The 15055-nt window shown below is 70.3% G+C and carries 13 protein-coding genes; 9 read left to right on the plus strand and 4 right to left on the minus strand.

Going from position 1 to position 15055, the window contains the following annotated elements; all coding sequences use genetic code 11:
• Positions 1 to 553: tripartite tricarboxylate transporter substrate-binding protein (locus KDH83_RS23820; protein ID WP_249205304.1), on the minus strand; the 553-nt coding region annotated here is incomplete at its 3' end.
• Between the two features lie 15 nt (positions 554 to 568).
• A complete protein-coding gene (locus KDH83_RS23825; protein WP_212320476.1) occupies positions 569 to 1981 on the minus strand; it encodes a M20 family metallopeptidase in 1413 nt (470 codons plus the stop codon).
• A gap of 111 nt (positions 1982 to 2092) precedes the next feature.
• Between KDH83_RS23825 and KDH83_RS23830 the strand changes: the two genes are divergently transcribed.
• Entirely contained in the window at positions 2093 to 3004 is a 912-nt protein-coding gene (locus tag KDH83_RS23830; protein WP_212320478.1) for a LysR family transcriptional regulator, read from the plus strand.
• Between the two features lie 18 nt (positions 3005 to 3022).
• Here the strand turns inward: KDH83_RS23830 and KDH83_RS23835 are convergent, their stop codons facing one another.
• Both KDH83_RS23835 and KDH83_RS23840 read right to left on the minus strand, forming a co-directional pair.
• The gene (locus KDH83_RS23835) at positions 3023 to 4501 is read right to left on the minus strand and encodes a M81 family metallopeptidase (RefSeq protein ID WP_212320480.1); all 1479 of its coding nucleotides are present in this window, start codon (positions 4499 to 4501) and stop codon (positions 3023 to 3025) included.
• Between the two features lie 64 nt (positions 4502 to 4565).
• Positions 4566 to 6041, minus strand: coding sequence for an ABC transporter substrate-binding protein (locus KDH83_RS23840; RefSeq protein WP_349291661.1), 1476 nt, complete (start codon positions 6039 to 6041; stop codon positions 4566 to 4568).
• 363 nt (positions 6042 to 6404) lie between these two features.
• Between KDH83_RS23840 and KDH83_RS23845 the strand changes: the two genes are divergently transcribed.
• From KDH83_RS23845 to KDH83_RS23880, 8 genes are all read left to right on the plus strand, one after another.
• Positions 6405 to 7823 (plus strand): PLP-dependent aminotransferase family protein, encoded by a 1419-nt coding sequence (locus KDH83_RS23845; RefSeq protein ID WP_212320495.1) that lies wholly within the window; start codon positions 6405 to 6407, stop codon positions 7821 to 7823.
• A gap of 228 nt (positions 7824 to 8051) precedes the next feature.
• Positions 8052 to 9491, plus strand: a complete 1440-nt coding sequence (locus KDH83_RS23850) for an amino acid permease (protein ID WP_349291660.1) — start codon at positions 8052 to 8054, stop codon at positions 9489 to 9491.
• 150 nt (positions 9492 to 9641) lie between these two features.
• Positions 9642 to 10439 (plus strand): GntR family transcriptional regulator, encoded by a 798-nt coding sequence (locus KDH83_RS23855; RefSeq protein WP_212320485.1) that lies wholly within the window; start codon positions 9642 to 9644, stop codon positions 10437 to 10439.
• Between the two features lie 20 nt (positions 10440 to 10459).
• Positions 10460 to 11665, plus strand: a complete 1206-nt coding sequence (locus KDH83_RS23860; protein WP_212320487.1) for an ABC transporter substrate-binding protein — start codon at positions 10460 to 10462, stop codon at positions 11663 to 11665.
• A gap of 4 nt (positions 11666 to 11669) precedes the next feature.
• Positions 11670 to 12545, plus strand: coding sequence for a branched-chain amino acid ABC transporter permease (locus KDH83_RS23865; protein ID WP_103274238.1), 876 nt, complete (start codon positions 11670 to 11672; stop codon positions 12543 to 12545).
• Positions 12542 to 13528: a branched-chain amino acid ABC transporter permease gene (locus KDH83_RS23870; RefSeq protein ID WP_212320489.1), complete on the plus strand. Its 987-nt coding sequence runs from the start codon at positions 12542 to 12544 to the stop codon at positions 13526 to 13528. Before KDH83_RS23865 ends, KDH83_RS23870 begins: the two co-directional genes overlap by 4 nt.
• Position 13529: 1 nt before the next feature.
• Positions 13530 to 14294: an ABC transporter ATP-binding protein gene (locus KDH83_RS23875; RefSeq protein WP_212320491.1), complete on the plus strand. Its 765-nt coding sequence runs from the start codon at positions 13530 to 13532 to the stop codon at positions 14292 to 14294.
• On the plus strand, positions 14291 to 15001 hold the full coding sequence (locus tag KDH83_RS23880; RefSeq protein ID WP_212320493.1) for an ABC transporter ATP-binding protein: 711 nt from the start codon (positions 14291 to 14293) through the stop codon (positions 14999 to 15001). Before KDH83_RS23875 ends, KDH83_RS23880 begins: the two co-directional genes overlap by 4 nt.
• The last annotated feature ends 54 nt before the right edge of the window (positions 15002 to 15055 follow it).

Below are 15055 nucleotides of genomic sequence, written 5' to 3' on the forward strand. Positions count from 1 at the left end.
CTGGTGGCATCCGCGCTCCGGCTCCCCCCGCACACCTCTCGCGTGCCTGTTGGGGACCGGACCCCTTCCCGCGGGTGCCGTCCCTCACCTCGTTCTTGCCGGTCTGCTTGCGGGCCAGCTCGGCCGCTTCGCCGGCCGTGGTTGCGGGCAGGTCCTTGCGCGCCAGCAGCACCAGCGGCGCCAGCGAGACGATGGCGATGTGTTCGTAGCTGCGCAGCGGATCGTAGGGCAGGTTGGTCTTGAGCGCGGGCAGCACGGAATAGGTGGTGCTGCCCGACACCATCAGCGTGTAGCCGTCGGGTCGCGCGCGCGCCACGACCTCGGCGCCGATCACGGTGGACGCGCCGGGCCGGTTCTCGATGATGACGGGCTGGCCCAGCTTGCCGGAGAGCTTGCTGGCCAGCAGGCGCGCCACCGAGTCGGTCGCGCCGCCCGGCGTGAAGGGCACGACGATCTTGATCGGCTGTTCGGGATAGGCGGCGTGCGCCGTCGCGCCGCAAGCGGCGGCGGCCAGGGCCAGGGCGGTTGCGGCGGCGCGGGTCTTGATGGACATGGCGTGGTCTCGGCGTCAGGGTCGGAGGGTCGCGGCGGCGTCGCGCAAGGCCGGTCCCTGGTCGCCCAGGTCCCAGAACAGGCCGGCCATGATGGCCAGGCCCTCGCGGGCGACGCTGCCCAGCAGGTGCTCGTTGGGCGCGTGCTGCGCGCAGGCCGGGTACGAGTGGGGCACCCAGATCGTGGGCAGGCCCAGCAGGTCGGCGAAGATGTCGTTGGGCAGCGAGCCGCCCAGGTTGGGCAGCAGCGCGGGCCGCTTGCCGGTGCTGCGCTCGATGGAGGCGGCGGCCCAGCGGACCCAGGCGTTGTCCGGGGACAGCCGGGTGGCGCCGGCCTGCGCGCCCAGGCGGATGCGGACCTCGCCGAAGCCGGCCTGGCGCAGGTGTTCGCGCACATGGGTTTCCAGCGCGCGCCAGTCCGTGCCGACCACGAAGCGCAGCTGGCACCAGGCCGAGGCCTCGGGCGGGATGGCGTTGACCGGCTTGGCCGGATCGCCGGCGCCGAAGGTCAGCACGTCCAGGCTGTTCCAGCCGAACACCTTTTCCGAGGCCGACAGGCCGGGCTCGCCCCAGTGCGCGTCGATGGCGGGATCGTCCGCGCCGCCGCCCACGTCCAGCTCGGCCAGGGCTTGCGCCACCGCCAGCGGGATGGGCGGCGGACGCAGGCCGGGCACGGTGATGCGACCGCGCGCGTCCACCAGCGTGGCGATGGCGTGCGCCAGCACGATGGCGGGGTTGGACAGCAGCCCGCCCCAGTTGCCCGAGTGGTAGCCGCGTTCGCGCGCGCGCAGCGACAGCTCGAAATTCACCGCGCCGCGCGAGCCCATGAACAGCGTGGGCCGCTCGGCGTGCAGGCGCGGGCCGTCGCTGGCCAGGAAGACATCGGCCGCCAGCTCGTCGCGTCGGGCCTCGCAGAAGGCGGCCAGGCCGGGCGAGCCGGCTTCCTCGCCGGTCTCGATCAGCCAGACGGCATTGAAGCCCAGCCTGCCGCCGCGCGCGGCGATGGCCTGGCGCAGCGCGGCCAGGTTGATGCTGTGCTGGCCCTTGTTGTCGGCGGTGCCGCGCCCGTACCAGCGGTCGCCCTCGACCCGCAGCGTCCAGGGATCGCGGCCGGCGTCCCAGCGCGCGGCGTTGCCGCGCACCACGTCGCCGTGTCCATACAGCAGCACGGTGGGCAGGGCCGGGTCTTCGATGCGCCGCGCCACCAGAATGGGCAGGTCGGCGCCGGCCGGGTTGTCGTGGATGCGACAGGCAAAGCCCAGGCCGGCCAGCAGCGGCGCCATGTCGTCGCGCAGATAGGCGTGCTGCGCGGCCGCCTGGCCGGCTTCCTCGCTCTCGGTCCGGAACGCCACGCGGCGGGCCAGGTCGGCCTGAAGGGTGCCGTCGTCGTACTCTGCGACGGCCTGCATGAGGGCTTGCTGGCGATTCACGATGGTCCTCGTTGCGGATGCGAGGCACAAAGTTATTACGCTTCTTCGCGTGCCACAATTAGATAATTCGCATTTCAAACATGCCATTTTGGCAATGCTTGGGAGTCCGCCGTGATTTCATTGGGCCTGAGGTATTTCCTGGAGGTCGCGCGCAGCGGCTCGATCGCCGCCGCCGCCGGCGCGCAGCACGTGGCGGCCTCGGCGGTCAGCCGGCAGATCGCCAAGCTGGAGGACGAGCTGGGCATCGCGCTGTTCGAGCGCCAGGCGCGCGGCATGGCGCTCAGCGATGCCGGACGGCAACTGGCCGCCTACGCCAGCGCCGCCGCGCTGGAGGCCGAGCGCGTCGCCACCGAGATCCGCCATCGCGGCGCGCTGGGCGACGTGACCGTGCGGCTGGCCTGCACCGAGGGCTTCGCGCACCGCTTCCTGCCGCAGTGCATGGCCGAGTTCAAGCGCCTGCGCCCGCAGGCGCGCTTTCACCTGCGGGTCGAGCGGCCCGAGGAGGTCGGCCGCCTGCTGCTGGAAGGCCTGTCGCAAATCGGACTGCGTTACACCACGGCCCATGACGATCGCCTGTCCACCGAGGTGCTGTGCCGCGCGCCGGTCTATGCGGTGATGTGCCGCCGGCACGCGTTGGCCGGTCGCCGCAGCGTCAGCGTGCGCGACCTGGCGCGGCTGCCGCTGTCGCTGGGCGACCAGGGCACCACGGTGCGGCAGCTGTTCGACGCGGCCTGCGCCAATGCCGGGCTGCACATCGAGCCGGCCTACGTGTCCAATCACTCCGCGGCCTTCCTGCCCATGCTGGCCGGCAGCGATATCGTGGCCCTGTCCGGCTACCTGACCGTGGGCGGCCAGCTCGACGCATTGCGCCTGGCCGCCGTGCCGTTCAGCAATCCGGAAATGCGCCAGCGCAGCGTGCAGGCGCAGACGCTGCAGGGGCGCACGCTGCCGGGACTGGCGCGGGAGTTCATGGACCTGCTCGGACAGCGCCTGGAGCAGGGGCTGAGGGCCAGGGAAGGGTGAGGCCCAGGCCCGCCGGACCTACATCGGATCCAGCGGATAGATCGGCCGGCGCACGCGCTTGAACTCGATCTGGCTGTAGTCCGACGTGGTGACGCCGTTGCCGGCGCATTCGATGATGGCCGTCGCCATGTCGGCATAGCCCGCGCGCCAGTGCATCCGGCTCTTGAGCGCCAGGTAGCGCTTCTGCGTCGGATCGATGCCGGCCGACAGCAGGCAGTTCACGTCATAGGGCTCCTGGTGGCCGGAGATCACGACGATCTCGACGCGGCCCGTGTCGATCACCACGGTCAGCCCGGTGTCGTTGAGCGTGCCGCGCCCCATCGGGCCGCGGCTGCGGTACAGGCCGTCGAACACCAACTTGACGCGGCCCGTGACCTCCAGCGGCAGGCTGGGCTGGCGCAGCGCGGGTGCCTGGATCTTGCCGCCCAGCGAGAGCGTGACGGTCTGGGCCACGCCGGCCCGGGCGGCCTGTTGCGCGGCGTCGGGATCATAGATGGCATAGAAGGCCACGTTGTCCAGTCCCTGGCGCAGGATCTCGGCCAGTACCGTGGTGTTGTCCATCGAGCCGCCCGAGGCCGCGTTGTCGCAATGGTCCAGCAGCACGACGGGTCCGTCTTCGATGCCGGCGGCGCGGGCGACCGAGGGTTGCAGCGTGTCGGAGTGATAGACCCAGTCGGCGCGCGTCTTCCAGGCGCGGTCCAGCAGTTCGTCGCGCAGCTGTTCGGCCTGCGCGGGGCTGGCGTCGGTACAGACCACGGCGCTCAGGCCGGCCTCGCGGATGTCGGCGTGCGGAAAGCCCACGAATACCGACGCGGCCAGCGCCTGGCCCTGGTTCTCCAGCTCGATGCAGCGTGCCTGCAGCGACCGGTTGGGCTCGGCATGGGTGCCCTGGCGCAGCACGTGCGGCAGCATGGGCCGGTTGCCCCAGGTCATCACGGGCCGGATCTCGCCCTTGAGCGCGCGCGCCACGATGCGCGCGGCGCGCACGGCGGCGGCGTGGATGTCGACGTGAGGGTAGGTGTGATAGCCGGATATCACGGTCGCGTGCCTGACCATGTCGTCGTACAGATTGGCGTGCATGTCCAGCGTGACCGCCACCGGGATGTCCGGCGCGATCTCGCGGATGCGGCGCAGCAGGTCGCCTTCCGCGTCTTCCAGGTCGCTGGTCACCATGGCGCCGTGCAGGTCCAGCAGCACCGCGTCGTAGCCGCCGCGCGCCAGCTCGTCCAGCACGGGCTGGCATAGCTGCCGGTAGGTCTGGGCCGTGGCCGGGCCGCTGGGCCAGGCGGCCGCGGCCACCGGAATGGTGACGTCCGCGCCGGTCTCGCGCGCCACGTCCAGGTAGCCGGCCAGGCCGCTGTTGGTGCCGTCGTACAGCGCCACCGCCGCGTCGCCGGAGACGGGCTCGGCGCTGCCGCGGAAGAATCGCTCCAGCGGGGTGGGGACCGGCGAGAACGTGTTCGTCTCATGCTTGATCATTGCCAATAGCCAACGCATGCTGCCTCCTGTGGGTGAAAGGGGAGTGGGCTGCCGGGTCCGCAATACCGTTGCGGCGTGGCGCTCAGGGCGCCTTGCTCACACTCCAGAATACCGGAGCGGGCGCCAGCGGCAGTCCGGAAAGCTTGCTTGAATACGCCCGCTGCGGCGTGCTTTGCCCCAGCGGCACGTACAGCCCTTCGTCGATGGCCACGCGCTGCAGCTCGGCGGCGATCCGCTTCTGTTCGGCCGCGTCCGAGCTTAGCGCGTACTGGTCGCGCAAGGCCTCGATCCGGGGAAAGTCGGGCCAGCCGTACCAGGCCTTGTCGCCATCGGCCGCGGCCATGGGCGTGCGTACCGGATCGGCCAGGTCGGCGGTGTACATATTGGTGTTCAGGATGCTCCAGCCGCCGTCGGCCGGCAGCGCCCTGGACGCGCGCCGCGAGGCCACGCTCTGCCAGTCCATGGCCGCCAGGGTGACGTTGAAGCCGGCCTTGCGCAGCGCCTGGGCCATGACCACGGGCTGCGGCGACAGCGAGGCCACGTCGGTGGCATGCAGCATCAGCACCGGCGTGTTGTCGTAGCCGGCTTCCTTCAGCAGCGCGCGGGCCTTGTCGATGTTCGAGGGCACCACCATGTCCTGGCCGGCATCCGCCTGCATCGGCGTGCCGCAGCCCCACAGCGAGGCGCAGGTGCGCCAGTACCTGGGATTGCCGACCAGCGCCTTCATCACGTCCTCCTGGCCGATGGCGTACATGGCGGCCTGGCGGATCTTCCTGTCATTGAACGGCGGGTGCAGGAAGTTGAAGCGGTACATCGAATAGGCGGGGCTGGACGTGGCCGGCTCCACCTTGATGCCGGCATCGCCTTCCAGCATGGGCAGCAGGTCGTAGGGGAACTGCTCGACCAGATCGATCTCGCCGCTCGTCAGGGCATTGGCGGTGGTCAGGTGATCGGGCATCACCAGCCACTCGACCCGGTCCACCTGGACGCGCTTGCCGCCGGCCAGGCCGCTGGCGGGTTCCTGGCGCGGCACGTAGGCGGCGTTCCTGGCGTAGACCGTTTTCACGCCGGGCTTGAACTCGACGAGCTTGAACGGGCCGGAGCCGGTCATGTCGGTGATGGGCTTGCCGGGCGGCTGTTCGGCAACGCGTTTGGGCAGGATGAAGGGCGCCGACGTGGAAGGCTTGGCCAGCGCGCGCAGCGCCAGATCGGTGGGCTGCGTCATGACGAAGCGCAGGCGGCGCGCGTCCAGCGCCTCAAGGCGCTCGGTGAACTTGAGCAGCTTCTGGCCCATGGCGTCGATGGCGGCCCAGCGCCGGATCGAGGCCACGCAGTCCTCGGCGGTCACCGGCTGGCCGTCATGCCAGGCCAAGCCTTCTCGCAAGGTCAGCGTATAGGTCTTGCCGTCCTCGGACACGTCCCATTTTTCGAGCATCTGCGGTTGCAGCCTGTTGTCCTCGTCCACGGCGATCAGCGTGTCGTAGATCATGTAGCCGTGCCAGGCGGTGATGTAGGCCGTGGTCGCGTGCGGGTCGGTCAGGCGCAGCGGCGAATGCATCACCGCCCTGAGCGTGGTCTCGGCCGAGGCGGGCGCTGCGGCGGCCAGCGGCAGCAGCGCCAGGAGCGCCGCTCCCAGCCGCGCGCGCGCCGCGTCGGCCCAGGCGGGCCGCGCGGCCCGCGCGATGCCGGCGGTACAGGAAGACACAGGGGGGCAAGGCTGGTCGCGATGGCGCATGAGGGCTCCCGTCAGGGTTGGCCGCCCGGCCTGCAGAAACCGGTGCTGCAAGGCATGTGGCCAGCGGCATGCGGCCCATTCTGGGTACGCCCGCAAGGTTTGAAAATACACACGCCAAGCCAAACCAGGGCGCTTGTATAGTCGGGAAAATTGCAACCGTACAGGTCGTGCGTGGTGGCCGAATCCTTGATCGAATTCCAGCCCGTGCGCGGCGACGCCGCGTCGACGCTGGTGGAACAGGTGGCCGCGGCGGTGCGCCGGGCGATCGAGCAGCGGGCGCTGCCGCCCGGGTCCATGCTGCCGTCGATACGCGCGTTCGCCAGCCTGCACCGCGTCAGCGCCCATACCGTCGCTCGCGCCTATGGCCGGCTGACCTCGGATGGCTGGTTGACGGCCCGCCCCAGGCTGGGCTACCGCGTCGCGCGCCCGCGTCCGTCGCAGGCCGCGCCGGCGGCCTCCCGGCCCGCCGCGCTGGACACGCAGTGGCGCCTGTGCGAAACCCATGCCGACAGCCCCTTGCGGCTGAGCCCCGGCTGCGGCTGGCTGCCGGACGACTGGCTCAACCAGGATGGCCTGCGCGCCGCGCTGCGGCACATCAGCCGCCAGCCGATGCGGCGCATGGCGCACTACGGCCATCCCCAAGGCTACGCGCCATTGCGCGTACACATCGCGGCGACGCTGGGCGAGCGCGGCATCGCGGCCGACGCGCAGCGGATCCTGCTGACGCAGGGCGCGACGCAGGGGCTGGACATCGTCGTGCGCACGCTGCTGCGTCCGGGCGACACGATGGCGGTGGAGCAGCCCTGTTATGCCAATCTGTTCCCGATCCTGCGCCTGGCCCAGGTGCGCGCCGTGCCGGTGCCGCGCGGCGCGGCCGGGCTGGACTGCCGGGCTCTGGAGCGCATGGCGCGGCTGCACCGGCCCAGGCTGCTGTTCGTCAACACCGCGCTGCACAACCCCACGGGAGCGAGTCTGGAAGCGGCCAATGCCGCCGAGGTGCTGGCGCTGGCCGCGCGCCATGATTTCCACATCATCGAGGATGATGTCGCGCGCGAGCTGCTGCCCCGCTGGACGCCGACGCTGGCGGGCCTGGACGGCGCTCGGCGCGTGATCTACCTGGGCGGCTATTCCAAGAGCATCGCGCCGTCGCTGCGGGTCGGCTACATGGTGGCCGACGACGCGCTGCTGCGGGCCTGCGCGCGCAGCAAGATGATGAGCGGGCTGACCGGTCCCGAGACCATGGAACGCCTGGTCCACCACGTGCTGCTCGAAGGACGCCACGCGGCGCACACCGCGCGCTTGCGCGACCGGCTGGCGCGGGCGCACGAGCAGGTCGAGGCGCTGCTCGACGCCCACGGCTTCGAGATCTGCGCGCGGCCGCGAGCCGGCCTGTTCCTGTGGGCGCGACCCGCTGGCCGCCGGGCCGGGCGCGGCGCCGACGCGCTGGCCAGGATGGCGGCGGATGCGGGCATCTGGCTGACGCCGGGCTCGCTGTTCGACATAAGCGGGCGGGATCTCTCCTGGCTGCGCTTCAACGTGGCGTACTCGCAGGATCCGGAACTGTGGCGCTTCCTGCGCGATGCGGAGGCGGCGGGCGTGGCGTAGCGCCGCCATCGCCAAGCCCGCGGCCCTGATCCACGCTGCCTTTTCCTGGGACATTTCGCTGCGTCCTAGGACTCTTGCCAGCCAGTTCTCAAGCCATCAGAGAGCGTGAGCCAATGGTTCCACGCGACGCATGCAAGTGGTTCCATGAATCAGCGCGAGGCGCTGCTATGTTGGCCGGACAAGAATGCAGGCCCGACAGGGCCCAACGCAGCCTCAAGGAGACACGTCGTGAATCACACGCACGAGGAGGGCGGCGCCGGCGCGCCGCAAGGCGGCAAGGAAAACGCGCTCAGCGCCACGCTGAAGACGCGTCACCTCACCATGATGTCCATCGCCGGCGTGATCGGCGGCAGCCTTTTCGTCGGCTCGGGCAGCATCGTGCACTCGGCGGGGCCGGCGGCGGTGCTGGCCTACCTGGCCGGCGGCATCGTGGTGGTATTCATCATGCGCATGCTGGGCGAGATGGCCACCGCCAATCCCGACACCGGCTCGTTCTCCACCTACGCCGACCGCGCCATCGGCCGCTGGGCGGGCTTCACCATCGGCTGGCTGTACTGGGGCTACTGGGCGCTGCTGATGGCCTGGGAGGCCCATGTCGCGGGCATCATCCTGCACGAGTGGTTCCCGCTGCTGTCGGTCAACGCGTTCACACTGGGCGCCACGCTGGTGCTGATCCTGCTGAACTTCTTCAACGTCAGGAACTACGGCGAGGCCGAGTTCTGGTTCGCGCTGATCAAGGTCGTGGCCATCGTCTGCTTCATCGTCGTCGGCACGCTGGCCGTGCTGCGGCTGTGGCCCTGGGGCGAGGCCCAGGGCATGGCCAACCTGGTGGCGCATGGCGGCTTCATGCCCAACGGCGGCAAGGCGGTGGTGGTGGCGCTGCTGGGGGTGATGTTCGCCTTCCTGGGCGTGGAGATCGTCACCATCGCCGCGTCCGAATCGCCCAATCCGGCGCAGCAGATCAGCCGCGCCACGCGCTCGGTGGTGTGGCGTGTCTGCCTGTTCTACATCGGCTCGATCTTCCTGATCGCCGCGCTGGTGCCCTGGAATGACCCGCTGCTGGGCCAGCCGGGCTACGGCGCCTACCGGCGCACGCTGGAGCTGCTGGGCGTGCCGGGCGCGCAGTTCCTGATGAACTTCGTGGTGCTGACGTCCGTCAGCAGCTGCCTGGTGTCGGCGCACTACACGGCCTCGCGCATGCTGTACTCGCTGGCCCGGCGCGGCGATGCGCCGGCCATGTTGCAGCGCACGCGCGGGCGCAGCGGCATACCGGTGCATTCGGTCATCGCCTCCTGCGCCGTGGCGGTGTTCATGGCCCTGATCAACTTTGTCGACGCGCTGCGTCCCAAGGACGTGCTGGATACGCTGATGAACATCACCGGCATGGTCGCCATGCTGGTCTACCTGGTGATCGCCTGCTCGCAGCTGCGCATGCGCGGCAAGCTGCAGGCTGAGGGCAAGGTGCCGCTGGTGCGCATGTGGCTGTTTCCCTGGCTGACCTGGGCCGTGATCATCTTCATCGTGGCGGCGTTGATCACGATGGTGTTTGTCGATGAGTACCGGACGGTGGTGCTGTCCACCGGCGCGGCGGCGCTGGCGGTGGTGGCGATCGGGCTGCTGCGGCATGGGCGCGGCGAGGCTGCGCGCCTGCAGGGCGCGCGGACCTGAAGCTGTCCGGGCCGGCGGTCGCCGGCCTTGGCCTGTTGTCCTGCAACCGGGGCCGGGTTGGCCCGTGGTCTCGGTATTTTCCCGATGGAACAACCCATACGCGTATTTGTTCTATTGACCATACATTAGGACACTTCTAGAGTTCGCGGCATGGATACCGCGATGCCGTTGCCGAAGTACCACCAGATCTACCTTGTGCTGCGTGAGCAGTTGCAGGAAGGGCGCTACGACGTGGACGGCGTGCCGGGCGAGCACGCGCTGGCCGCGCAGTTCCGCGTGGCCCGCATCACCATCCGCAAGGCGATGGAGATGCTGGTGGCCGACGGGCTGGTGTCGCGCCGGCCCGGACTGGGCACCTGGCCGCGCAGCGCGCCGGCCGCGTCCGCTGCCGCGCCGCGCCCGCGCGCGGCGCAGAAGGCGCAGCTGACCGGCCTGATGGAGAACATCGTCAACATGGGCCTGCGCACCGCCGTGCGCGTGCTGGACTGCGTCCAGGTCGGCGCGCCGCCGGCGGTGGCCGAGGCGCTGGAGATCGCGCCGGGCGAGCCGGTGATCAAGAGCCTGCGGGTGCGCAGCACCGAGGCCGGCCCCTTGTCCTACATCACTACTTATGTGCCGCTGGCCGTCGCCGCTTTCACGCGCGAGGACCTGGAGCGCCAGCCCTTGCTGATGCTGCTGGAGTCGGCCGGCGTCGAGTTCGGCGGCGCCACGCAGACCATCAGCGCCCGGTTGGCCGACGCGCAGGTCGCGCCGCATCTGGACGTGGCCGTGGGCTCGGCCCTGCTGGCCGTGACGCGCCTGGTGCGCGACGTCAAGGAACGTCCGGTGCAGCTGCTGCAGGGCCTGTACCGGCCCGATCGCTACCAATATCAGTTGCAACTCTCACGCGTCGGCGGCATCGACGCCAAGGTCTGGGTCAGCGAAGAGCTGTCGGCCCAATTCCATTGATCCCACTCCGGAGATTCGCCATGAACACGCGCCGTCATTTCCTGACCCAATCCGCCGCCGCGGCGGCCCTGCTGTCCGCGCCCTGGATCGCGCGCGGCCAGTCCGCGCCCGCCGTGAAGGTCGGCGTGCTGCATCCGGTGACGGGCGCGCTGGCCTACTCGGGCCAGCAATGCCGGCTGGGCGCGTTGCTGGCCATCGAGGACATCAACAAGGCTGGCGGCATCAAGTCGCTGGGCGGCGCGCCGTTGGAAGCGGTGCTGGGCGACGCGCAGTCGCGTCCCGAAGCGGGCTCGGCCGAGGTCGAGAAGATGGCGGCGGCCGGCGTGTCCGCCGTGGTCGGCGCCTATGCCTCGGCGATCTGCCTGGCGACCACGCAGACCGCTGCGCGCCACGGGCTGCCCCATGTGGTCGACGTGGGCGTGGCCGACCAGATCGTCGAGCGCGGGCTGAAGAACACCTTCCGCTTCGGGCCGGGCTATCGCAGCTGTACCGAGCGCGCCATCCAGGACCTGGCGGCGCTGAACCAGGCCGCCGGCAAGCCGGCGCACACGGTCATGATCGTGCACGAGGACTCGCTGTTCGGCGCGGGCACGGCGGCGCTGCTGTCCAAGTCGCTGCCCGAGCACGGCTTCGAGGTGAAAGAGGTCATCAAGCACCCGAACCCGACGCGCGATTTCAACAACATCGTGCTGCGCATGCGCTCGGTCAATCCGGACATCGTGATCCCGGCGAACTACTACAACGAATACGCGCTGCTGCTGCGCGCCATGAAGCAGCAGAAGGTGCAGCCCAAGGCGATCTATTCGGTGCTGGGCGGGGCGGCGTCGAGCTACAAGTTCCTCAAGGAATATCCCGACGTGGCCCACGGCATCATCGACTGCAACCACTGGTTCAATCCCAAGGACGCGCGGGTGGCGCCGCTGAAGGCGCGGGTGGAGCAGAAGGGCGCCTACTTCAGCTACGAAGTGTTCATGACCTACACCAGCATGTTCCTGCTGGCGGACGCGCTGGAACGGGCGAAATCGGCCGACCGCGCCGCCATCATCGAGGCGCTGGCGGCCAGCGCCTTCTCCGACCATCTGATGCCTTACGGCCCGACCCGTTTCGTCGACGGCCAGAACACCGGCGCGCGGCCCTTGCTGACGCAGGTCCTGGGCGGCGACATCCAGGTCATCATCCCGCCCGAGTACCGGCAGGCGGACGCGCAGTTCCCCGTGAAGGCCTGACGCGATGCCGCTGGATCCCGCCATCCTGTTCAGCGCCGTGCTCAACGGCCTGACCACCGGCGCCGTGTATGCGCTGGTGGCGCTGGGCCTGACCCTGATCTACGGCGTGCTGCACATCATCAACTTCGCCCATGGCGCGGCGCTGATGGTGGCGCTGTACGCGGTCTACCTGCTCAACCAGCGGCTGGGCCTGGATCCCTACGCGGCGCTGCCGCTGGTGATGGCGGGCATGTTCGCGCTGGGCTACCTGCTGCAGCGGCTGGTGATCAACCGCGCCAGCCATGGCAAGGACGAGAACATCCTGCTGGTCACGCTGGGGCTGTCCATCGTGCTGGAGAACCTGGCGCTGGTCTGGTTCAAGTCCGACACGCGCAGCATCGACACGCCCTATGCGCTGTCGACGGTCGAGATCGGGCCGGCGCTGATCGCGCTGCCCAAGCTGATCGCGTTCGGCGGCGCGCTGGCCGTGGCCGCCTGCCTGCTGTGGCTGATCCGGGGCACCGACCTGGGCCGCGCCATCCGCGCCGTGGCGCGCGAGAAGCAGGGCGCCCGGCTCATGGGCATCGACGTGGAACGGGTCTACGCGCTGTCGTTCGGCATCGGCATGGCCTGCCTGGGCGCGGCCGCCTGTTTCCTGCTGCCGGCGTACTACGTCAATCCGCAGGTCGGCGGCGGCTTCGTGCTGGTGGCCTTCACCATCGTGGTGCTGGGCGGCATGGGCAGCTTCGCCGGCGCGCTGGCCGGCGGATTGCTGATCGGCGTGGTGGAGTCGCTGGGCGGGCTGTTCCTGGGGGATTCGCTGGGCCAGATGGGCATCTTCGCCATCTTCATCCTGGTATTGCTGTTCCGCCCGCAGGGGCTGTTCGGGGGGAAGGCATGAACACGAGCGTCAAGGACGCCTGCGCCATCCTGGCCTTCGGCCTGGCGGTGCTGGCCATCACCGGGTTCACGCAGTCGAGCGTGCTGCTGACCTTCATCATGATGTCGCTGTACGCGGCGCTGCTGTCGCAGGCCTGGAACATCCTGGGCGGCTACGGCGGCCAGCTGTCCTTCGGCCATGCGCTGTTCTTCGGCGTGGGCGCCTATGCCCAGGCGCTGGGCCAGCTGTCGCTGGGCTGGAATCCCTGGCTGGCCTTGCCCTGTGCGATCGCGCTGGGCATGGCGGCGGGGCTGGCCGTGGGCGGGCTGACGTTCCGCTACGGACTGCGCGGCTCCTACTTCGCGCTGGTCACGCTGGCCTTCGCCGAGGTGCTGCGCATCGTGGCGACCAGCGCGTCCTTCACCGGCGGTGGCGTCGGCCTGATGCTGCCGCTGCGGGAGCAGGCGGACAACATGCAGTTTCCCAGCCGCCACGGCTACATCTACCTGATCCTGGCCTTCGTGCTGCTGGCGCTGGCCGTCACGGCCTGGCTGCGCCGCTCGCGCTTCGGCGCCTATCTGCAGGCCGTGCGCGACAACGAGGACGCGGCGCGCGCCATCGGCGTCGATCCGCTGCGCGTGAAGCTGGGCGGCATCGCGCTGTCGGCGGCCTTCATGAGCGCGGCCGGCGCCTTCTATGTGCAGGTGTTTCAGTACATCGACCCGGCCATCGCCTTCGGCCCGGCCGTGTCGGTCGAGGCGCTGGTGGGCGCCATCGTCGGCGGCATGGGCACGCTGTGGGGGCCGGTGCTGGGCGCGCTGGCGCTGCACGCGCTGGCCGACCTGACGCGCAACCTGTTCGGCGAGCTGCCCGGCATCAGCATGGTGATCTACGGCGTGGTGCTGATCCTGATCGTGACCTTCGCCCCGCGCGGCATCAGCGGCTGCGGCCAATCGGCGGCGCGGCTGTTCAAGCGGCCCGCGCGCCGCGCGCTGGAGAAATGACATGCTGCTGCAAGCACAGGCGCTATCCATCAGCTTCGGCGGCCTGAAGGCCGTGCAGGACGTCAGCCTGGCGGTGCCTGCCGGCAGCATCAGCGCGCTGGTTGGTCCCAACGGCGCGGGCAAGACCACGCTGTTCGGGCTGCTGTCGGGCTTTCTGCGCCCGGACCAGGGCAAGGTGCTGTTCGACGGCCGGGACATCACCGGCATGGCGCCGCAGCGCGCCGCGCGGCTGGGCATGGCGCGCACCTTCCAGATCGTGCAGCCCTTCGGCGCGCAGACGGTGCGCGAGAACATCGCCGTGGGCGCGCACCTGCGCCTGCCCGGGCGGGCCGACGCGCTGGAAGCCGCAGAGGCCATCGCGCGCCGCGTCAACCTGGGCGCGCAGCTGGACAAGCCCGCCGCCGACCTGACCGTGTGCGGGCGCAAGCGCCTGGAGCTGGCGCGCGCGCTGGCCACCCGGCCCAGGCTGCTGTTGCTGGACGAGGTGCTGGCGGGCCTGAACCCGGCCGAGATCGACGAGATGATTCCCGTGGTGCGGCAACTGGCGGCGGACGGCGTGACCGTGCTGATGATCGAGCACGTGATGCGCGCGGTCATGAGCCTGGCCGCCCAGGTCTGGGTGCTGGCGCAGGGCCGGCTCATCGCCCAGGGAACGCCGGCGCAGGTGACGCGCGACGCGGCGGTGGTGGAGGCCTACCTGGGGCATGGCGCGGCCGCGCGCCTGGCCGGGCAGGGCGGCGCGGGACGGGCGGAGGCGGGACGATGAGCGGCTTGCTGGAAGTGCAAGGCCTGCGGGCCGGCTACGGCCGCACGGAAGTGCTGCGCGGCGTGGACCTCAGCGTGGGCCAGGGCGAGATCGTGGTGCTGCTGGGCAGCAACGGCGCGGGCAAATCCACGCTCAACAACACGCTGTGCGGACTGCTCCGGCCCTGGGGCGGCAGCGTGCGCTTCGACGGCTCGGACCTGACCGGCCGCCACTACCGCGACGTGGTGCGCGCCGGCCTGATCCAGGTGCCGGAGGGGCGGCGCGTGTTTCCCAACCTGAGCGTGCGCGAGAACCTGGAGCTGGGTTCCTATGCGCGGGCGCGCGCCCGGCGCGCGGCCAATCTGGAACAGGTGCTGGACACTTTTCCCCGGTTGCGCGAGCGCCTGGGCCAGCTGGCCGGCTCCATGTCCGGCGGCGAACAGCAGATGCTGGCCATCGGCCGGGGCCTGATGGCCGAGCCTCGGCTGCTGATCCTGGACGAGCCTTCGCTCGGGCTGTCGCCGCTGATGGTCGAGGAACTGTTCGCGCTGATCGCCCGTCTGCACCGCGCCGGGCTGTCCATCCTGCTGGTGGAGCAGAACGTCGGCCAGTCGCTGGAAACCGGGCAGCGCGCCTATGTGCTGGAAGAGGGCGCGATCCGCCACAGCGGATCCTGCGCCGAACTGATGGCCAGCGACGACGTGCGCCGCGCCTATCTGGGGATGTAGCCATGGATCCTGTCAGTCTTTCCGCAGCCTTGCGCGCCGTGGTCCGGGCGGGCG

This window comes from Achromobacter sp. Marseille-Q0513, from assembly GCF_018195695.1.
Classification (GTDB): Bacteria; Pseudomonadota; Gammaproteobacteria; order Burkholderiales; family Burkholderiaceae_B; genus Achromobacter.